Origin of the sequence: Frischella sp. Ac48 (assembly GCF_019641635.1) — a bacterium.
GTDB classification, from domain to species: Bacteria; Pseudomonadota; Gammaproteobacteria; order Enterobacterales; family Orbaceae; genus Frischella; species Frischella japonica.
Genome location: NZ_JAETXP010000003.1, coordinates 177,450 through 197,873, shown reverse-complemented (window position 1 = coordinate 197,873; position 20,424 = coordinate 177,450). Strand labels below are relative to the sequence as shown.

The following is a 20,424-nucleotide window of genomic DNA, read 5'->3' as shown; positions in this document are numbered from 1 at the left end:
TTACTTACGCCTAAAAATCAACATTACTAACCAAATTAAAGATCTGCTATTGGAAAATAGCTAAATAACGACTAATAATCATGAAAATGTATCATTTAATTATATAATACAAACTCTCGGATAAAAATTAAAACGATATGAAAATTGCCATCATTTAATACTTCTTATTACATCACGACCAATGTGCAATGCTTGGTTGATTTAAATCCACTAAGAATATTCTTTACCAAACGATATAAACAAAAACTAGGGTAAGTAATGTTTTAGTTTATAGATATTGGATTGTAAAATTATCGCCAGTTTAAAATTAATCACTGTTCTATTAATTTTTTATATAAAAAATAACATCTTATAATAGTAATTATGATCTTAACAAGATAAATTATTTTGGTATATCAATAACCTATAACTAACACACATTTTAGTTACTATTAAGCCATATTAATGAGTTTTACTGCTCGACAATATAAACAAAAACCGCTATATTTAGAAATCTAGACGTCTAAAAGAAATAATATTAAAGGATGGAGGAGTTAAGTATGCCTATTTGTATTCCTGATACACTACCCGCTGTTGACGTATTACGTAACGAAAATATTTTTATCATGTCATCCAGCCGCGCTAAAAGCCAAGAAATTCGTCCTTTAAAAGTTTTATTTCTGAATCTAATGCCCAAGAAAATTGAGACTGAAAACCAATTTCTACGTTTATTATCGAATTCCGCTCTGCAAATTGATATTCAATTTTTACGTATCGATCAACGGACATCAAAAAATACCCCTACAGAACATCTCAATAGTTTTTATTGTGATTTTGAAAATATTAAAGCTCAAAATTTTGATGGTTTAATTATTACTGGCGCACCGTTAGGCAAAGTTGCTTTTGACGAAGTCGTATATTGGCCACAACTAGTCGAAATTATTTCTTGGGCCAAAGAGCATGTCACATCAACCTTATTTGTTTGCTGGGCAGTACAAGCAGCATTAAATGTATTATATGGTTTACCCAAAATGACTCGCCAACAGAAGCTATCTGGAGTCTATGCACATAATATTACTAATCCGCAGGCCCCCTTAACTCGCGGCTTTGACGATACATTTTTAGCACCCCATTCGCGTTATGCTGACTTTCCTAGTGATGTAATCCGTGAGAAAACCGATCTAATGATTTTAGCTGAATCTAAAATTACCGGTGCTTATTTAATGGCAACCAAAGATAAACGTATGGCATTTGTAACCGGTCATCCAGAATATGACTCGTATACATTAGCAAACGAATATTTCCGCGATATACATGCTGGTATCAATCCGACCCTGCCAGAAAATTATTTCCCTGAGAATAATCCTGAATTTGAACCTAAAGCTAAATGGCGTAGTCATGCTTATCTATTATTCAGTAATTGGCTTAATTATTATGTTTATCAATTAACGCCATATGATCTTAATACACGTGATTTAACCATTGATTAATGGTGCATATCAGGATTTAGCTTATAATAGGATTATATCGAACAGCATAATAAAATGATCTGTTTTTAATAAGGCAATACACGTTTATTACGTTCGCCGCCTATCTCACGCGCCAACTTTGGTACTAAATAGCCCGAAACTTGTGCCGCAAGTTGACGCATTAACTGTTGAGCGGTTGAATCATCAACATAAAAATGGGCCGCGCCTTGTACCTTATCTAATACATGAAGGTAATAAGGTAGTATACCAGCTTGAAATAGACGATGACTTAAAGCGACTAATACCTGATCATTATCATTAATATCCTTTAACAATACACTTTGATTGAGGAGTGTTACACCGTGTAGCTTCAGTTTCTTCATTGCATCTTCAACCGATTGATCAATTTCATTCGGATGATTAATATGAGTCACCAAGATCATACCTAAACGACTATTTGCTAATCGTTGACATAGCTTTGCAGTTATTCGATTAGGGATCACCACCGCTAAACGGCTATGAATGCGCAATCGTTCAATATGAGGGATCCTTTCTAATTGCTCAATTAACCAGTCTAATTCGTGATCTTTAGCCATAAGCGGATCCCCCCCCGACAAAATAATCTCATTGAGCTCAGGATGTGCGGCAATATAGGTTAATGCATGGGTGAGATTAGTTTTACTGCCTTGATTTTGCTGATAAGGAAAATGTCGTCGAAAACAGTAACGACAATTAATCGCACAATTCGTCTTTAACATGAGTAGAGCACGATTATGATATTTATGCAATAAACCAGGAATCGCATTATTCTGTTCAGCCAAAGGATCAGTACTGTAGCCATCAGTAATAATCATCTCATTATCATGACATAATATTTGTCGCAATAACGGATCATTTGGATCGCCTTTTTTGATACGACTAATAAAATTTAATGGTACGCGTAAAGCAAATTGCTTTTTCGCCTGCAACATGGCATCAGAGATCTTTGCATCATCCAGATCCAATAATTTAAAAAGAATAGGTAAATCCGTCACTACATTGTTGAGATCGGAAATCCAAGTATCTCTGATTGTTTGCTTTGCATTTTGCTGTATAATATGGCTCATTTTGTTCAGTATTCAGAATTTTTTGGAGCTTTTTATGGCATCTTATAGTACCAGTGAGTTTAAAGCGGGTCTTAAAATAATGCAAGATGGTGAACCCTGTGTCATCGTTGAAAACGAGTTTTATAAACCCGGTAAAGGTCAAGCACTTAATCGTGTTAAAATAAAAAAATTATTATCCGGCAAAACCGTAGATAAAACTTTTAAATCTGGTGAATCCGTTGAAGCCGCTGATGTAATGGATATGAATTTAACTTATCTTTATACTGACGGTGAATTTTGGCACTTCATGAACAACGAAACTTTTGAACAGCTCTCTGCCGATGCAAAAGCCGTTGGTGACAATGCAAAATGGTTAGTCGAACAAGCTGAGTGTATTTTGACTTTATGGAATGGTCAACCTATCGCGGTTACCCCACCCAATTTTGTTGAATTAGAAGTGGTAGAAACTGATCCAGGTCTAAAAGGCGATACCGCCGGTACCGGAGGTAAACCTGCAACATTATCAACTGGTGCTGTGGTGCGCGTACCATTATTCGTACAAATTGGTGAAATATTAAAAGTTGATACCCGTAGCGGTGAGTACGTTTCGCGAGTAAAATAATTCGCTATGTCTAATAACTTCGCAAAAAACCGCATGTAACTGCGGTTTTTGTCAGCAAGGCCAAACCATACCATTATAGATGATTATTCAATTAAAGATTTGCACCCTGATAACCAAGTTGTCGCCAAGATTCATAAATAGCAACCGCCACTGAATTCGATAAATTCATACTGCGGCTTTCAGCTAACATCGGTATTCGTATGCGTTGATTACTGGATAACTGTTCTAAAATCGTTGCGGGTAAACCACGCGTTTCTGGACCAAAGAGTAAAAAATCTCCCACCTGATAATTAACTTCACTATGAGGCTTGGATCCTTTGGTAGTCATTGCAAAAATTCGACACGTTTCCGTCAATACTAACTGATTGTCGTAAAGAAATTGCGCAAAATTTTTATACCGTTTTACTTCAACAAATTCGTGATAATCGAGACCAGCTCGACGAAGTTTTTTGTTATCCCAGAAAAAACCCATTGGTTCAATGATATGTAAATGATATCCGGTATTAGCACAAAGCCGAATAATATTCCCAGTATTAGCTGGAATTTCTGGTTCAAAAAGTACAATATTTAACAAAATTATTCTCTTCTATCAATTTCTTTTATATAACGGTAATTTTATCACAATTCGTAATCCCCCAAGATGACTTTTCTCAGCATATACCTCTCCTTTATTTTGCGTAATAGCATTAGCCACAATCGCTAGCCCTAAACCGGCACCACCCGACTCACGATCTCTAGCTTCACTGGTACGATAAAAAGGTCGAAATATCTGTTTTAACTCATGCTCAGCAACACCAGAACCATCATCATCGATTGTTATCTGTAGTTGATGCTTATCAACAATAAAATTTACGGCAATATTTTGGTTTGAGTAACGAAATGCGTTACGGATGACGTTTTCCAGAGCACTACATAACGATTTGGGATAACATAAAATCCAATCAACAGGTAGCGGAGAAATCGTCAATGTCTTATGCAATTGCTCTGATTCAAAACGTGCATTATTTATAACGGTTTGCCATAATTTATTAATCTGGCACGGAGCTTGGGTCTGATTATCAGAATATTGCTGTCTAGCCAAAGAAAGTAAATCACCAATCATGAAATCAAGTTTATTGGCTTCTAATTCAATGCGTTGCATCTCGGTCGTTTCACCATATTTACGTCGCGATAACGAAGCTGCGAGTTTTAGACGAGTTAAAGGTGTTCTCAGTTCATGCGATATATCGGATAGTAAACGTTGTTGTAAATCCTGCATTCGCTTTAACTCACGCAGCATATGATTAAAACTTGCACCGGTAGATTTAAATTCAGATGAACCGATTGTTTCAAGCTCTGGCCATTCATGAATATTGCCACAAGCAACTTGATCAGCCGCAATTTTTAATTGCCTAGCAGGCCGAGCCAAACTCCATGATAACCATAATAAGAAAGGTGCACTAATTAACATCGTTAAAGTCAATAATAAAAAGGGATGATCAAAAATAAAATTTACCCATGGTGACTGAACATTAACAGCAGTTTGGATTATATATAGCTGATAAATTTTATCACCATATTTTAATGGAAAAGGACCGATTATCTCTTGTAAATCATATATTTTTTTAGCTGGACGCTCTAATTGTTTAGTATGTCCACTAAAATTTCGAACAATATCAATATTGCTAGTATTTGAGGTAATAATTTGATCATTCGGCGTTACAATATAAAGAAATTGTCCTGGATAATGTAACTTATCCATTATAATAATAAATCGCATCCACCAGCGAAAACTATTATTGGGAACATTGGGTAATTCATTTTTAATTGAATCAGCCAAAGCCGTTCCCATAGCTTTTTCTTTACTTGATAAATAAGTCAAATTTCGTGAATCTAGGCTAGGAATCGTAATGATTAGGACCAGAAAAAAAACGATAGTTAACAAGAAAATCGCAAAGATTCTTATGGTAAGCCTATCAAATATCAACATAATCCACTTTTCCCTATGGGGGAATAATTAGTATTTTGCATTTTGTTCAGGATTAATCACAAACTGATATCCTCTAGAGCGTAATGTTTTAATCCAAGGTAATCCGCCTTTGCGTTCAGGTAATTTTTTTCTTAAATTCGATACATGAACATCAATTGATCGAGCAAAAGGTAAAAATTCTTTCCCTAAAACTGATTTACTAAGCACTTCCCGTGAAATAATATTACCTTGTTGCTCTAGCAATTTAAGTAATATTTGAAATTCAGTGCTGGTTAATTCAATTTGTTTTTTACGATAAAATACAAGTTGCCGGCGAATATTGATTTCCAGCCCATCAATATCATAATTTAGTTGACTATAATCACTCAGCTCGGCAAGCGAACTATCCCATAATTTTCGTCTTAAGGTAGCACGAATACGCGCTATCAATTCCCGATCATTAAATGGTTTAATAATGTAATCATCAGCCCCTAATTCCAGACCAATAATTTTATCCAACTCATTATCTTTTGCCGTTAGCAGGATAATGGGAACAGTATGTTTTCTTCTTAATTCAGTCAACACACTAAAACCATTGATATCAGGCATCATGACATCCAGTAAAATAAGTTCGATCGAATTATTAAATTTTTCTAGTGCTTCTTTTCCTGAATGGGCAATTTCAATTATAAATCCTTCTAATTCCAATAATTCCTTTAATAAAGTTACAATTTCAATATCATCATCGACTAGCAGTAATTTTTTATTCATTATTATCTCCTGCAAAAATATCCTTTATATTGAATATGCTAGTTATATTTAATAGTGTATTAACAATGTGCGGTATTATATAGATTTAATCCTTGATTAGAAATCAAATGATCGATTTTTTATAAATAAACCATAGTTTTATGCTAATATGAAAGCGTTCAAAATGCCAAATAAAATTCAAAGAGAAATTAATGAATTCTACCTATGATAAACTTGTTAAACGATCCACAACCTTTTCATTATTCTTCGCGCTATTTTTAATTGCAATTAAATCTGCTACTTGGTGGATAACGGGCTCATTTAGCTTATTAGTTTCATTATTTGATTCTACAATGGATTTTTTGGCATCTGGATTAAATTTTATCTTAATTCGTTACGCTTTGAAACCACCTGATCATGATCATTGCTTTGGTCATGGTAAAGCAGAATCACTAGCTGCATTGGCACAAAGTGCTTTTATTATAGGCTCAGTAATTTTTCTTTTGATAAATAGTGTTAAATTATTAATCCATCCCGCTACTGTTAACTCCCCTATGGTAGGTATTATTATTTCAGCGGTTTCTGCCATATTAACCTTAATGCTGGTAATTTATCAACGTTATGTCATTAAACTAACTAACAGTAATGCGATTAAAGCCGATATGCTCCATTATTCTGCCGATTTACTCATTAATATTGCTGTCATTTTTGCTTTATGCTTAACTTGGTTGGGTATTGATTATGCTGATGGCGTTTTAGCATTAATCATTGGCTGTTATATTTTCTTGCACGCTATAAAAATTACCATCCATGCACTGCAAGATCTACTTGATAAAGCACTACCGCAAGCCGATAATCAAGCCATCGTTGAATTAGCCTTGTCCTTAAAAGAGATTCACGGCGTACATGAAATTAAAACTCGTCGCTCAGGTCCAATAACATTTGTTCAATTACATATTGAATTAGATGATTTAATGCCATTAGTCAAAGCACATGCAATTGCCGATAAACTCGAAAAAATGATTGCAAATAAATTTGCACCAGCTGAGGTCATTGTTCATCAAGATCCACTTTCAGTCATATCAAAAGAGAAAGCGACATTCGAAAATTTAATTAACTGACATTTTTTTCTATTGTGAGTGAGTGTTTATACTTCTATAATATTTACTAATCGAAACATTAAAGGTACTTAAGTATGATAAAAAAAATAGGTGTACTAACAAGTGGTGGTGATGCTCCAGGTATGAATGCAGCGATTCGTGGGGTTGTACGAACAGCATTATCCGAAGGATTAGAAGTGTATGGCATTGAGGACGGTTATCTAGGTTTATACGAAAACAGAATTAAACGGCTTGAACGCTATAGCGTATCAGATGTCATTAATCGTGGTGGAACATTCTTAGGATCAGCCCGATTCCCTGCTTTTAAAGAAAAAGAAACTCGTCAAGTCGCCATCGAAAATCTTAAGAAAAATGGGATTGACGCCTTAGTTGTAATCGGCGGTGATGGTTCATATATGGGAGCGATGCGTTTGACAGAAGAAGGCTTCCCTTGTATCGGACTACCAGGCACCATTGACAACGATATTCGTGGTACTGACTATACTATCGGTTATTTCACTGCTCTACAGACTGCAGTAGAAGCTATCGATCGCCTGCGTGATACGTGTTCATCGCATCATCGTATTTCTGTAATTGAAATTATGGGACGCGATTGTGGTGACTTGACCTTAAATGCGGCTGTTGCGGGTGGTTGTGAGTTCATGATTATCCCTGAAGTAACGTGTACTAAAGACGATTTAATTGAAGAGATTAAACTTGGTTTTGCTAAAGGTAAAAAACATGCCATCGTAGCAGTCACTGAATTGATGCTGGATGTTAACCAATTAGCTAAAGATATTGAAGCAGCAGTCGGTCATGAAACTCGAGCAACTGTACTAGGTCACGTTCAACGTGGCGGTTCACCAGTACCTTATGACCGTATTTTAGGCTCCAGAATGGGGGCTTATGCAGTAGAATTATTACAACAAGGACACGGTGGACGTTGTATCGGTATTCAACATGGTAAATTAGTTCATCATGATATTATCGATGCCATTAACAATATGAAACGCCCATTTGATATGGATCTATTCAATACAGCGAAACGTTTATTCTAAGTATTCATTGTAAATAAATGGCTACTTGACTCTTCACCTTATTTTAAAAAGTGGGTTTTTAATCCACTTTTAAATAATGTTATCCATTATGATCAAACAAGGAGAAAGCATTATGCAATTCTTAGCTGGCGAAAATCGTTTCTATGTCCCTAATCCTGATGGTGGTGAAGATATTGCCGAAATTACATATACATTAATCGGCCATGATAAAGCATCAATCGATCATACTTTTGTTAATGTCAACTATCGTGGGCAAGGTATTGCGGATCGACTGTTCGACTTAGTGATTGAAGAGATGCGTAAACAAAAACGTAAAGTTGTACCCGTTTGTTCTTATGCAGTGAAAAAGTTTGAGCGCGACGCGCAGCTCCAAACAATCAAAGCCTAATTTAGGTCTTAAATCATTTCCTTAAGACGGCTAATTTTTCTTTACCGTCTTTTATTGCTCAATTACTTGAGCATGCTAAAATAGCCCATTATCGCTTTATTAAGTAGCAGGAACTATTTCATGAAAGTAAAAACTCGCTTTGCCCCAAGCCCAACTGGCTATTTACATGTTGGCGGTGCGCGCACGGCACTTTATTCTTGGCTCTATTCCCGTCATGCTAACGGTACTTTCGTATTACGCATTGAAGACACAGATTTGGAACGCTCTACGCCTGAAGCTATTGAAGCCATTATGGAAGGTATGAATTGGTTACAACTGTCTTGGGATGAAGGTCCTTATTATCAAACAAAACGTTTCGATCGCTACAATCAAGTCATTGACCAAATGTTAGTCGACGGCAGTGCATACCGTTGCTATTGTTCAAAAGAACGCTTAGAAAAATTACGCGAAGAACAAATGGCTCATGGCGAAAAAGCTCGCTATGATGGTCGTTGCCGTTGTGATAGCGTCCAAAAAAATCATTCCAGCAATGAACCACATGTAGTACGTTTTGCCAATCCAATTGATGGCGTAGTAATATTTAACGATCTCATTCGTGGTCCAATCGAAATCGCCAATAAAGAATTAGATGATTTAATTATTCGTCGCACTGATGGTTCACCAACCTACAATTTTTGTGTTGTCGTAGATGATTGGGATATGGAAATCACTCATGTCATTCGGGGTGAAGATCATATCAACAATACCCCACGTCAAATTAACATTCTTAAAGCTCTTGGTGCCCCATTACCACAATATGGGCACGTCTCAATGATTTTAGGTGATGATGGGCAAAAATTATCTAAACGTCATGGTGCAGTGAGCGTAATGCAATATCGTGATGATGGTTACTTACCCGAAGCACTACTTAATTATTTAGTACGCTTGGGGTGGTCACATGGCGATCAAGAAATCTTTAACATTCCTGAAATGATCGAATATTTCACGCTTGATGCGGTTAGCCGTTCAGCAAGTGCCTTTAATACTGAAAAATTATTATGGTTAAATCATCATTATATTAACCACTTAGATGCTGATTATGTTGCACAACATTTAGTATGGCATATGGACAAACACGGCTATGATTTAAATCAAGGACCTGATCTCATTACGATTATTAAATTATTTGGTGAACGCTGTAAAACCCTGAAAGAGATGGCCGAATCATGTCACTATTGTTATCAAGATTTTAGGGATTTTGATGCCGATGCAGCGAAAAAGCATCTTCGCCCAGTGGCAAAAGAACCGTTAGAAGTTATTAAAGCTAAAGTCACAGCAATTGCTGATTTCGATTGGGAAATTCAAAAAATTCACCAAGTTATTCAAACAACTGCTGATGAACTGGGTGTCGGCATGGGGAAAGTTGGCATGCCATTACGTGTTGCCGTAACGGGACTGGGTCAATCGCCATCTGTTGATGCCACAGTTTTTGCCATAGGTAAAAAACGCACATTAGCAAGAATTGATAAAGCATTGGCTTACATTGCAGCGCGAGAGCAGGCACAAGCGTAATATAATTTTATTGCCGGGTCATTTTCGGCAATAAACTTTACAATTTTGAAAGCTGATATGACTCGTTTAAAAAAACGTTATTGGATTTCACTGAGTCTTTTACTTATCATCATATTGTTGAGCTTATTTGGCTGGCAGTACTGGTTGTCTTTTAAGCAAAAATATCAACTAACGATTAATTGGCAGGGCATCAGTGTAGGTTTTAACGGTTTATCCTTTACAGATCTGACCGTATCTCAGTCTTCAATGTTATCGTTAACCGTCAAAGAGTTACACATTTCTTGGTCGAATTTATCAGCAGAAAATATTGATATCCACTGGCTATCTGATGAAACGCATAAAATAGCCAATACGGCAGAAAAAGAACTTAGACGTGAAGATAAAAATCCTAATCAATTTACATTTGATACCCAACTTGTTTCATCAATACTTCACTGGTTACCTAACACCATAAATATTCATTCTTTACGATTTTATCAACAAGATAAACCATTATTGGATATAAAAGTTACTCTAGAAAAACAACTAGAATCAATACTACTCAATGTATCAACTAATACGCAATATTCGGCTAACCTATCAGCGATAATCGCTTTTAATGAGATGGATTCACGCTTAGAGATTCATAATGGTATTTTAACAACCACGATCAATCAATTTGGCATACAAAATGGTCATTTAAATTTACCGTTTACCGGTTCAATTACGGGCAATCGAATCATCTTAACCAACTTAGATACTGCAGCAATTAATCTAGCAAAAGTCAATATTTCTGACGACGTTATTCTTAGTAATTTAATCAGTAAGTTAAGCTTTCAGATTGAATCATCAATTCCATTTAAAAATAATCAACTGTCAGCGACGGCACAACTAGCAATAAATAAACTAAATGCGATATATAAAAACAGTGAAATTAAATCAGTTACAGGTAACATGAATCTGTCGGTCAAGAACAATCAATTATCTATTTCGACCCCGAGTATCAATATTCAAGAAATGAATGTTGGAGTTATTTTTGAAAAAATAAAATTTGCAGGCGCTTATTCTTCAATTTTAACGGCGCCTGAAAAAGGCATAGTTGTATGGAAAAACGCACAAGCAACCATTTTTTCTGGCAAGATATTTCTTGATAAAGGCAAATTGGATTTAGCTAAATTACCTCAACAAGTTAATCTAAATCTAACCCAGATACAATTAAAAGATATTTTAGCTAAATATCCTGTTGAAGGTCTGGTAGGTAATGGTGCAATAGATGGCACATTACCCATCACATTAAGTGAAGTTAAAAACAAAGGGAAAACCACTTTTCATCTTTTAATCAAAAATGGCCAATTAACTTCCACTAATCAAGGTTATTTACAGTTCGAAAATCCAGCTTTAAAAGATTATGTAAAAAATAATCCAAAGATGAAAATACTCACTGATATTCTTAAAAATTTTCATTATACTAAGTTAACCAGTAAAGTGGATTATGCAAATGATATTGCCAAATTAGGTCTTAACATTCAAGGCAGTAATTCTGACGTAGAAAATGGTAAAGCAGTCAATTTTAATATTACGCTAGAAGAGAATATTGCTAAACTAATGACCAGTTTATTATTATCAGACCAAATTAGTGAACCAATTCGAAAACGAATTGAGTCACGTTTAAAATAACCAGAGGCTCTTTTATGATACGGAATGTGATTGCTGTCATAGTAATGAGTAGCATATTAATCGGCTGCTCACCAACAGTAAAAGTTCAGGCACCGAGTGAACCGATTAATATTAATTTAAATGTCAAAATCGATCATGAAATTAACATAAAAGTAGATAAAGCATTGGATAATATAATTAATAAATCAGGTTTATATTAATGAATAAAATAATCTAACTAACATCAATTGACTGATTAAAAAATAAATTGATAAACCTAGATGTAATGAACATTAACAATTAAATAAAATTTTTAGCTCACTTTAATGTTAATTCAATATAAAGTATTTATTAAAGAGGTTATTATGACTATCTATAAAAAATTTACTATCGTATTTTTAACAGCTGCTTTATCTTTTCCGGTGTTTGCATTAAATTTAGAGCAAGCGATTAACGTACTTGGTCAAGCTAAAGTAAATGGATTAGTTGGTGAACAAGCTGATGGCTACTTAGGCGTAGTGAGAGATGAAGCTAACGCCAGTGAAATTGTGCAGTTAATCAATCAAGCTCGTAAACAAGAATACCAAAAAGTTTCTGCCGAAACGAATGTTCCCCTAAATGAAGTTGAAAATAGAGCGGGTAGTAAAGCGCAAGAAAAAACCCCAGTAGGACAATATATAAAACAACAAGGTCAATGGGAAAAAAAGTAATATTGTAATAAGTAAGTATGTAATTTTTGTAACAAAAGTAAAAGTATCATGACTTTATACTTTAATTGTTTATAAATAATGTGTATGCTGTTTATTTTGGTATTTACTCATTAAAATGATAAGTGGTAAGACTAATTAAAATAAGATTAATTTTTCATATCGTTTTTTATATAAAAATAGTATCGCTTATGCGATTTTAAATGGAGAAACTCAATGTGTTCGATTCTTGGTATCCTTGATATAAAATCAGATCCACAAGCACTACGAACGAAAGCACTCGAACTTTCAAGCTTAATGCGTCATCGTGGTCCAGATTGGTCTGGTATTTTTGCCTCAGATAAAGCTATCCTTGCTCATGAACGTCTATCAATTGTCGATGTGAATACAGGTGCGCAACCCCTTTATAATAAAGACAAAACCTTAGTATTAGCGGTTAATGGCGAAATTTATAATCATCAAGAACTCCGAAATCAGTACAAAGATCGTTACGAGTTTCAAACTGGTTCTGACTGTGAAGTAATTTTAGCCCTTTACCAAGAAAAAGGGATCCATGGTCTTGATGAATTACAAGGTATGTTCGCCTTTATCCTTTACGATATTAATAACAACAGTTATTTTATTGGTCGTGATCATATCGGTATTATCCCAATGTATATGGGCTATGATGAAAATGGTACTTTTTATGTTGCTTCAGAAATGAAAGCGTTAGTGCCTGTTTGTAAAACAATCGAAGCCTTCCCACCAGGATGTTATCTATCAAGTACTGAAGGGGAAATCAAAACGTATTATCAGCGCGATTGGATGGATTACGAAAATGTAAAAGATAATAAAACGGATATTAATGCACTACGTATTGCTTTAGAAGAGTCTGTCAAAAGCCACCTTATGTCTGATGTACCTTATGGTGTGTTATTATCAGGCGGATTAGATTCTTCGGTAATTTCGGCGATTACCAAAAAATTCTCTGCGCGTCGTGTTGAAGATCATGAAAAAACAGAAGCATGGTGGCCGCAACTACATTCTTTTGCTGTTGGTTTGAAAGGTGCGCCAGATCTTAAAGCGGCACAAGCCGTTGCTGATCATTTAGGTACGGTTCATCATGAAATTAACTTCACTATTCAAGAAGGTATTGATGCGATACGCGACGTAATTTATTTCATTGAAACCTATGACGTCACAACGATCCGAGCTTCTACGCCGATGTATTTAATGGCAAGAAAAATCAAAGCAATGGGCATCAAAATGGTGTTGTCTGGTGAAGGTGCTGACGAAGTATTTGGCGGTTATTTGTATTTTCATAAAGCGCCAAATGCAAAAGAATTTCATGAAGAAACCGTACGTAAATTAGCTGCGCTACATATGTATGATTGTGCTCGGGCAAATAAAGCTATGGCGGCTTGGGGCGTGGAAGCACGTGTACCATTCTTAGATAAAAAATTCCTCGATGTAGCAATGCGCATCAATCCACAGGATAAAATGTGCGGTAGCAATGGTAAAATGGAAAAGCATATCGTACGTGAAGCATTTGAATCTTACTTACCGGCTTCTGTTATTTGGCGTCAGAAGGAGCAATTCTCGGATGGTGTTGGTTACAGTTGGATTGATACGTTAAAAGAGATTGCCGAAACTAAGATTACTGATCAGCAATTAGAAAATGCTAAATTCCGTTTCCCATATAATACGCCAGCTAGCAAAGAAGCGTATATGTATCGGGAGATTTTCGATGAATTATTCCCAGTTGAAAGTGCCGCACACTGTGTACCAGGTGGTCCAACTGTTGCTTGTTCGACCGCTAAAGCTATTGAATGGGATGAGTCATTTAAAAATCTAAACGACCCATCGGGTCGTGCGGCTGTAGGTGTACATAATGATGCCTATAAGAAATAACCATTAATTTTTTGTAATCGGTTAAAAATGGTGGCATTTTGCCACCATTTTCATTGTAAGAAGACTATTATCTTTATCTTTTGTTGGATCTAGATAGCGTTTTATAATCCATATCATTAAATTTCATTTAACCGTTTTAATTTTATTGCTAATTTAGGCATTATTCCGCTAAAATGTTTCGCTATTATTTAATTATCAGATTTTAACTTAAAAATCATGTTTGAAATAAACCCAGTCAGGAATAAAATCGCAGAACTTATTGAGAGAACCGCCGCTATACGGGGGTATCTTTGACTATGAAACGAAGAAAGAGCGTCTTGAAGAAGTTAATGGCGAACTCGAACAGGCGGACGTTTGGACTAATCCAGAAAAAGCTCAATCGCTTGGCAAAGAACGGGTCGCATTAGAAACCATTATTAATACCATCGATACCTTAATGCAAGGTCTAGATGATGTTGAAGGGTTATTAGAATTAGCCGTTGAAGCCGATGATCTTGATACCTTCAATGAAACGCAATCTGAGTTGCAACAACTAGAAAGCAAACTAGATAAATTGGAATTTCATCGGATGTTCTCTGGTGATTATGACAGTGCCGATTGTTATTTAGATATTCAATCGGGCTCAGGTGGCACCGAAGCGCAAGATTGGGCTGAAATGCTATTACGGATGTATTTACGTTGGGCTGAGGCAAAAGGCTTTACTACTGAAGTAATGGAAGTTTCAGATGGCGATGTTGCCGGGATAAAATCTGCCACGATCCGCGTAGCCGGGGATTATGCATTTGGCTGGTTACGAACCGAAACAGGGGTCCATCGTTTAGTACGTAAAAGTCCATTTGATTCTGGCAATCGTCGGCATACTTCATTTGCATCGGTATTTGTTTACCCAGAAGTGGATGATAATATTGATATTGAAATCAATCCTGCCGATTTACGTATCGATGTTTACCGAGCATCGGGAGCAGGTGGTCAGCATATTAACCGTACCGAATCTGCGGTACGTATTACGCATATTCCAACAGGAATTGTGACGCAATGCCAAAATAACCGTTCGCAACACAGCAATAAAGATCAAGCAATGAAGCAGTTAAAAGCAAAATTGTATGAACTGGAAATGCAAAAGAAAAATGCTGAAAGGCAGCAAATGGAAGAAAACAAATCTGATATTGGCTGGGGTAGCCAAATTCGTTCGTATGTACTTGATGATTCACGAATTAAAGATTTGCGTACGGGCGTTGAAACACGTAACACTCAGGCCGTTCTCGATGGCGATTTAGATCAATTTATTGAAAAAAGCTTAAAAGCGGGACTATAAACAGTTTATAAGGTAACAAGCATGTCAACACAGCAACAAGATCAAGTTAATACTAGTATGGAAGATCTCAATAACGAATTAGTCGCTCGTCGTGAAAAATTAGTGCAAATTCGTGAAAATGGTATCGCATTCCCAAATGATTTTCGTCGAGATGCGATTTCAAATGAACTACATCAAAAATATGACGAAAAGACTAACGAAGCACTAATTGAAAATAAAATTCAAGTTGCCGTTGCCGGGCGTATGATGATGCGCCGAATCATGGGTAAAGCATCATTTGTCTCATTACAAGATGTTGGAGGTCAAATCCAGTTATATGTAACTCGCGATGATTTACCAGAAGGGCTTTATAATGAACAATTTAAAAAATGGGATTTAGGCGATATTATCGCAGCTAAAGGATACCTGTTTAAAACCAAGACAGGTGAATTATCTATTCACTGTGAAGAAATCCGTTTATTAACTAAAGCATTGCGCCCACTACCCGATAAATTCCACGGGCTAGCCGATCAAGAAACCCGTTATCGTCAACGTTATTTAGATTTAATCACCAATGAAGAATCACGTAAAACCTTTAGGGCTCGGTCACAAATTGTTTCTGAAATTCGTCAATTTATGAATGAAATGCAGTTTATGGAAGTAGAAACACCGATGATGCAAGTGATTCCTGGTGGCGCATCAGCAAAACCATTCATTACTCACCACAATGCCCTGGATTTAGATATGTATCTACGGATCGCACCAGAGCTTTACCTAAAGCGTTTAGTCGTTGGTGGATTTGAACGGGTTTATGAAATTAACCGTAATTTCCGTAATGAAGGAGTATCACCACGCCATAATCCTGAATTCACTATGATGGAACTTTATATGGCTTATGCCGATTATAAAGATTTAATTACTATCACTGAATCACTATTTCGTCGTTTAGCCATTGCTGTAACCGGTTCTGCTGTTGTGCAATATGGTGAATACACCTTTGACTTTGGGCAACCATTTATCAAAATGACGATGCGTGAAGCTATTTGTCATTATCGTCCAGAAACCAATAACGCTGATTTAGATGATTTTGATAAAGCATGTACGATTGCTAAAGCTGTAGGTATTGAAGTCGAAAAAGGTTGGGGATTAGGCCGAGTTGTAACAGAAATTTTTGAAGAAGTGGCAGAGGCTAACTTAATTCAGCCAACATTTATCACTGAATATCCAGCCGAAGTTTCGCCACTTGCTCGTCGTAATGACATAAATTCTGAAGTCACAGATCGATTTGAATTCTTTATCGGTGGTCGTGAAATCGGTAACGGTTTTTCAGAACTCAACGATGCCGAAGATCAAGCCGAACGTTTTGCTGAACAAGTTCGCCAAAAAGATGCTGGCGATGATGAAGCGATGTTCTTCGATGAAGATTACGTGACCGCATTAGAACATGGCTTGCCACCAACTGCCGGATTAGGTATTGGTATTGACCGAACCGTAATGTTATTTACGAATAGTCATACTATTCGTGATGTCATTTTATTCCCAGCGATGCGTCCAACCAAATAACCCCCGTTAGCCATCACCTTAAAGGTGGATGGCTACTCATCCCCATCCAAATCTAAAATAAGGATTTTTGAGTTACGTTGAAAATTGTACAACTGTTTCTTTTTTATCGGTAAATCATCAACTTCTGCCGGAACAAAGCCTTTCTCTCTAAACCAGTGAATACTACGCGTAGTTAATACAAATAATTTTTTTAATCCCATTTTTTGGGCTTTTTCAACCAACATAGCTAATAACATATCGCCACGCGCAGAATTACGATACTCAGGATGAATCGCTACACAAGCCATTTCTGCCATACCTTCATCAAAATAAGGATACAGCGCAGCACAACCGATTGTCATATTGTCGCGTTCAATAATAGTAAACTTGTCAATCTCAATTTCAAGTTGTTCGCGGGAACGACGAACTAAAATCCCTTGCTCTTCTAAAGGACGAATCAGTTCCAAAATCCCACCGATATCATTAATATTAGCATTGCGGGCCTTTTCAGAACGTTCCATTGCCACTTGGGTACCAATGCCGTCGCGTGAAAAAAGTTCTTGCAAAATGGAACCGTCAACCAAATAACTCACTAAATGACTACGATGCACACCATTGCGACATGCCCTTGCTGCTGCCTGTAAGAAGCGAGCATCACTGGAAAGATGTTTGCCTTGTTGCTCTTTATCATTTACATAGCGTTCAGCATCCGCAGGGTAGAGATCCGTAATCACTTGTCCGGATTCATTAAGCACACCTTGCTCACTACAAAAACTGATCAGCTTATCGGCTTTAAGCTTAATAGCCACTTCTGCAGCAACATCTTCTGACGCTAAATTAAAACTCTCGCCAGTGACCGAAACCCCAACAGGTCCTAATAAAACAATGGATCCAGCATTTAATTGGTTATTGATACCGTCACTGTTAATTCGCCGAATACGACCGGTATGACAATAATCAATACCATCATCAACCCCTAATGGTTGAGCAATTACAAAATTACCACTTATAACGTTAATATGTGCCCCTTGTAAAGGGGTATTATTCAAACACATTGATAAACTACCAATTATATTCAGCTGCAATAAACCGGTAACTTGTTTAATTATATCAAGGGTTTTAGCATCAGTAATACGTGTATATTTGTGATACCTAGGGACAATATTTTGAATTTTTAAGGCTTCATCAATTTGATTACGTGCACCATTAACAATCACTAATTTAATGCCCAAACTATGCAATAATCCAATATCATTAATGATACTAGCATAAGTATGACTTTTTAATGTTGCGCCAGTTAGCAAAATCACGAACGTTTTGCCCTGATGCGCATTAATATAAGGAACAGAGTGCCGCAAACCCTGGACAAGTTCAGTTGTTCGTTCTTTCATTTCAGCCACCAATATGAATAATTATGCAATAATTTTGTATTTTTATTTATTTTGATAAAATTCGCAAGTACTTTAAGCGATTAATCAAATAATATCTAAAACGATAACATCTTGCATTTTATTCATAGGTAGTTCATGGATTTTAAAATCCTAAATTAAGCAAATAAAGTTACTCAACAGTGACTGATTTAGCCAAATTACGTGGCCGATCAACATCAGTACCTTTATTTACAGCTACGTAATAAGCCAGTAACTGCATCGGAACAGTATAATAAATTGCCGCCGTCAGTGTTTCAACCGGTGGTAATACCATAACCTCAAAGTTTGCTTCGCTAACAAAATCAGCAGCATCTGTCGTAAATATATATAACTGTCCGTTTCTGGCTTTAACTTCTTCGATATTTGACTTGAGTTTTGCTAATAAATCGTTAAATGGAGCCACAACAATAATCGGCATTTGGTTATCGATCAATGCCAGAGGACCATGTTTTAATTCACCTGCTGCATACGCTTCAGCATGAATATAGGAAGTTTCTTTTAACTTTAAGGCTCCTTCTAACGCAATCGGATATTCATCACCACGCCCTAAAAATAACGCATGATGTTTATCAGCAAATTGTTCAGCTAATTTCTTTATCTGATGAGCGAACATTAATACTTGTTCAATTCGATTTGGGAGGATTTGTAATGCTTGCACAATTGATTGTTCAATTGTCGCTAATCTCTTTTTTACTTGGCAAACTTTGGCAACTAGCATTAATAATACAGTCAATTGGGTGGTAAATGCTTTTGTAGACGCTACACCAATTTCTGTTCCGGCTTTAGTTAATAAGACTAAATCAGCCTCTCTTACTAATGTCGATGCTGCAACGTTACAGATAGCCAATGTATTAATATAACCAATCTGCTTTGCTAAGCGCAGTGCCGCTAAAGTATCCGCAGTTTCACCCGATTGTGATAACGTAATGAAGAGGCTATTAGATCGTTTTGCTGGATTTCGATAACGATATTCCGATGCAATTTCAACATCACAAGGTATCTTTGCCAACGATTCAAACCAGTAACGTGCTACAAGTCCTGCATGATAAGCCGTACCACAAGCAACAATTTGAATATGTTCTAACTGATTAAAAATCGTATCAGCATATTCACCAAGTTCATCAAAATGAATTGAGCCATTTTGAATACGGCCTGTTAAGGTATTTTTAATGGCGATTGGCTGTTCAAAAATCTCTTTTTCCATATAATGTTGATAACCGCCTTTATCACCCGCATCATACTGCATATTCGATTCTAATACCGTACGCTGCACCCGTTGGCCTGCTTTATCGACAATATCAATCGTATCACAACCAATTTCAGCAATATCACCGTCTTCAAGAAAGATAAATTGTTGAGTAAGAGGCAATAATGCTAATTGATCAGACGCGATAAAATTTTCACCATGACCTAAACCAATGACTAATGGACTGCCGCAACGTGCTGCCACTAACCGATTAGGAGCACGACTATCCATAATCACAATGCCATAGGCACCACGCAATTGCGGTAATGCTTTTTTTACTGCCTCAAATAACGAACAATTTGTTTGCAGAATAATATCATGAATAAGATGAGCGATAACTTCAGAATCGGTTTCTGAACAAAATTGATATCCCTTTTCAATCAATTGAGTTCGCAAAGATTGATAGTTTTCAATTATACCATTATGAACAATGCTAATAAAACCTGAAACATGTGGATGGGCGTTATATTCACTTGGTTGACCATGAGTAGCCCAACGTGTGTGGGCAATACCAATACTTCCCTCAATCGGATTATGTTCTATCGCATCTTCTAAAGCCTTGACTTTACCAACGCGCCTTAATCTTTGTAGTGACAATGGTTGTGACCCATGAGAGGTGATAATCGCTAAACCTGCTGAATCATAGCCACGATACTCTAGCCGTTTTAATCCTGCTAATAGAATATTAACTACATCTTGTTGTGCAATCGCACCGACAATACCACACATA

At 36.3% G+C, this 20,424-nt stretch carries 18 protein-coding genes; 12 read left to right on the top strand and 6 right to left on the bottom strand.

Annotated features, from left to right (window positions below; all coding sequences use genetic code 11):
* The first annotated feature begins 539 nt into the window (after positions 1-539).
* A complete protein-coding gene (metA, locus tag JMI89_RS03275; RefSeq protein WP_187756262.1) occupies positions 540-1,469 on the top strand; it encodes a homoserine O-succinyltransferase in 930 nt (309 codons plus the stop codon).
* A 65-nt stretch (positions 1,470-1,534) separates the two neighbouring features.
* Here the strand turns inward: metA and epmB are convergent, their stop codons facing one another.
* Positions 1,535-2,554 (bottom strand): EF-P beta-lysylation protein EpmB, encoded by a 1,020-nt coding sequence (gene epmB / locus JMI89_RS03270; RefSeq protein ID WP_187756263.1) that lies wholly within the window; start codon positions 2,552-2,554, stop codon positions 1,535-1,537.
* Between the two features lie 34 nt (positions 2,555-2,588).
* On the opposite strand from epmB, the gene efp reads away from it, so the two are divergent.
* Positions 2,589-3,155: an elongation factor P gene (gene efp, locus JMI89_RS03265; protein WP_187756264.1), complete on the top strand. Its 567-nt coding sequence runs from the start codon at positions 2,589-2,591 to the stop codon at positions 3,153-3,155.
* Positions 3,156-3,246: 91 nt separating this feature from the next.
* Here efp and trmL read toward each other — a convergent pair whose 3' ends face one another.
* From trmL to JMI89_RS03250, 3 genes are read right to left on the bottom strand one after another with little or no spacing between them, the layout of a single operon-like run.
* Positions 3,247-3,729, bottom strand: a complete 483-nt coding sequence (trmL, locus tag JMI89_RS03260) for a tRNA (uridine(34)/cytosine(34)/5-carboxymethylaminomethyluridine(34)-2'-O)-methyltransferase TrmL (RefSeq protein WP_187756265.1) — start codon at positions 3,727-3,729, stop codon at positions 3,247-3,249.
* A gap of 15 nt (positions 3,730-3,744) precedes the next feature.
* Positions 3,745-5,118 (bottom strand): envelope stress sensor histidine kinase CpxA, encoded by a 1,374-nt coding sequence (gene cpxA / locus JMI89_RS03255; protein WP_187756423.1) that lies wholly within the window; start codon positions 5,116-5,118, stop codon positions 3,745-3,747.
* A 33-nt stretch (positions 5,119-5,151) separates the two neighbouring features.
* Positions 5,152-5,874 (bottom strand): response regulator, encoded by a 723-nt coding sequence (locus JMI89_RS03250; RefSeq protein ID WP_187756266.1) that lies wholly within the window; start codon positions 5,872-5,874, stop codon positions 5,152-5,154.
* Positions 5,875-6,065: 191 nt separating this feature from the next.
* On the opposite strand from JMI89_RS03250, the gene JMI89_RS03245 reads away from it, so the two are divergent.
* The 10 genes from JMI89_RS03245 (at position 6,066) to lysS (ending at position 17,039) form a co-directional block, all read left to right on the top strand.
* Positions 6,066-6,974, top strand: coding sequence for a cation diffusion facilitator family transporter (locus tag JMI89_RS03245; protein ID WP_220679327.1), 909 nt, complete (start codon positions 6,066-6,068; stop codon positions 6,972-6,974).
* Between the two features lie 74 nt (positions 6,975-7,048).
* Positions 7,049-8,011, top strand: coding sequence for a 6-phosphofructokinase (gene pfkA, locus JMI89_RS03240; protein ID WP_187756268.1), 963 nt, complete (start codon positions 7,049-7,051; stop codon positions 8,009-8,011).
* Positions 8,012-8,123: 112 nt separating this feature from the next.
* Complete coding sequence (locus JMI89_RS03235; protein WP_187756269.1) at positions 8,124-8,399, top strand: GNAT family N-acetyltransferase; 276 nt, start codon at positions 8,124-8,126, stop codon at positions 8,397-8,399.
* A gap of 120 nt (positions 8,400-8,519) precedes the next feature.
* Positions 8,520-9,950 carry a glutamate--tRNA ligase gene (gene gltX / locus JMI89_RS03230; protein ID WP_220679326.1) on the top strand — a complete coding sequence of 477 codons (1,431 nt, stop codon included), beginning with the start codon at positions 8,520-8,522 and terminating at the stop codon, positions 9,948-9,950.
* A 57-nt stretch (positions 9,951-10,007) separates the two neighbouring features.
* Positions 10,008-11,606, top strand: a complete 1,599-nt coding sequence (locus tag JMI89_RS03225) for a YdbH domain-containing protein (protein WP_220679325.1) — start codon at positions 10,008-10,010, stop codon at positions 11,604-11,606.
* Between the two features lie 14 nt (positions 11,607-11,620).
* On the top strand, positions 11,621-11,806 hold the full coding sequence (locus JMI89_RS03220) for a YnbE family lipoprotein (RefSeq protein ID WP_220679324.1): 186 nt from the start codon (positions 11,621-11,623) through the stop codon (positions 11,804-11,806).
* A 144-nt stretch (positions 11,807-11,950) separates the two neighbouring features.
* Positions 11,951-12,295 (top strand): YdbL family protein, encoded by a 345-nt coding sequence (locus JMI89_RS03215; RefSeq protein ID WP_220679323.1) that lies wholly within the window; start codon positions 11,951-11,953, stop codon positions 12,293-12,295.
* Between the two features lie 213 nt (positions 12,296-12,508).
* Positions 12,509-14,182: an asparagine synthase B gene (gene asnB, locus JMI89_RS03210; protein ID WP_187756274.1), complete on the top strand. Its 1,674-nt coding sequence runs from the start codon at positions 12,509-12,511 to the stop codon at positions 14,180-14,182.
* Positions 14,183-14,398: 216 nt separating this feature from the next.
* Positions 14,399-15,497 (top strand): peptide chain release factor 2 gene (prfB, locus tag JMI89_RS03205; protein WP_187756275.1). Its coding sequence is split into 2 segments (ribosomal slippage): positions 14,399-14,473 and positions 14,475-15,497, totalling 1,098 coding nucleotides; the frame shifts between segments, so codons are not numbered across the junction.
* 21 nt (positions 15,498-15,518) lie between these two features.
* Positions 15,519-17,039: a lysine--tRNA ligase gene (gene lysS / locus JMI89_RS03200; protein WP_370633700.1), complete on the top strand. Its 1,521-nt coding sequence runs from the start codon at positions 15,519-15,521 to the stop codon at positions 17,037-17,039.
* Between the two features lie 32 nt (positions 17,040-17,071).
* On the opposite strand, the gene argA is transcribed toward lysS, so the two are convergent.
* Together argA and glmS are read right to left on the bottom strand one after the other, a co-directional pair.
* On the bottom strand, positions 17,072-18,409 hold the full coding sequence (gene argA / locus JMI89_RS03195) for an amino-acid N-acetyltransferase (RefSeq protein WP_187756277.1): 1,338 nt from the start codon (positions 18,407-18,409) through the stop codon (positions 17,072-17,074).
* A 169-nt stretch (positions 18,410-18,578) separates the two neighbouring features.
* Positions 18,579-20,423, bottom strand: coding sequence for a glutamine--fructose-6-phosphate transaminase (isomerizing) (glmS, locus tag JMI89_RS03190; RefSeq protein ID WP_220679321.1), 1,845 nt, complete (start codon positions 20,421-20,423; stop codon positions 18,579-18,581).
* Position 20,424 lies beyond the last annotated feature (1 nt).

What these genes read in the sequence shown, in the direction of transcription:
- metA (WP_187756262.1), top strand. Translation starts at nt 540, where the DNA reads ATGCCTATTTGTATTCCTGATACACTACCCGCTGTTGACGTATTACGT.
- epmB (WP_187756263.1), bottom strand. Translation starts at nt 2,554, where the DNA reads ATGAGCCATATTATACAGCAAAATGCAAAGCAAACAATCAGAGATACT.
- efp (WP_187756264.1), top strand. Translation starts at nt 2,589, where the DNA reads ATGGCATCTTATAGTACCAGTGAGTTTAAAGCGGGTCTTAAAATAATG.
- JMI89_RS03250 (WP_187756266.1), bottom strand. Translation starts at nt 5,874, where the DNA reads ATGAATAAAAAATTACTGCTAGTCGATGATGATATTGAAATTGTAACT.
- JMI89_RS03245 (WP_220679327.1), top strand. Translation starts at nt 6,066, where the DNA reads ATGAATTCTACCTATGATAAACTTGTTAAACGATCCACAACCTTTTCA.
- pfkA (WP_187756268.1), top strand. Translation starts at nt 7,049, where the DNA reads ATGATAAAAAAAATAGGTGTACTAACAAGTGGTGGTGATGCTCCAGGT.
- JMI89_RS03235 (WP_187756269.1), top strand. Translation starts at nt 8,124, where the DNA reads ATGCAATTCTTAGCTGGCGAAAATCGTTTCTATGTCCCTAATCCTGAT.
- gltX (WP_220679326.1), top strand. Translation starts at nt 8,520, where the DNA reads ATGAAAGTAAAAACTCGCTTTGCCCCAAGCCCAACTGGCTATTTACAT.
- JMI89_RS03225 (WP_220679325.1), top strand. Translation starts at nt 10,008, where the DNA reads ATGACTCGTTTAAAAAAACGTTATTGGATTTCACTGAGTCTTTTACTT.
- JMI89_RS03220 (WP_220679324.1), top strand. Translation starts at nt 11,621, where the DNA reads ATGATACGGAATGTGATTGCTGTCATAGTAATGAGTAGCATATTAATC.
- JMI89_RS03215 (WP_220679323.1), top strand. Translation starts at nt 11,951, where the DNA reads ATGACTATCTATAAAAAATTTACTATCGTATTTTTAACAGCTGCTTTA.
- asnB (WP_187756274.1), top strand. Translation starts at nt 12,509, where the DNA reads ATGTGTTCGATTCTTGGTATCCTTGATATAAAATCAGATCCACAAGCA.
- lysS (WP_370633700.1), top strand. Translation starts at nt 15,519, where the DNA reads ATGTCAACACAGCAACAAGATCAAGTTAATACTAGTATGGAAGATCTC.
- argA (WP_187756277.1), bottom strand. Translation starts at nt 18,409, where the DNA reads ATGAAAGAACGAACAACTGAACTTGTCCAGGGTTTGCGGCACTCTGTT.
- glmS (WP_220679321.1), bottom strand. Translation starts at nt 20,423, where the DNA reads ATGTGTGGTATTGTCGGTGCGATTGCACAACAAGATGTAGTTAATATT.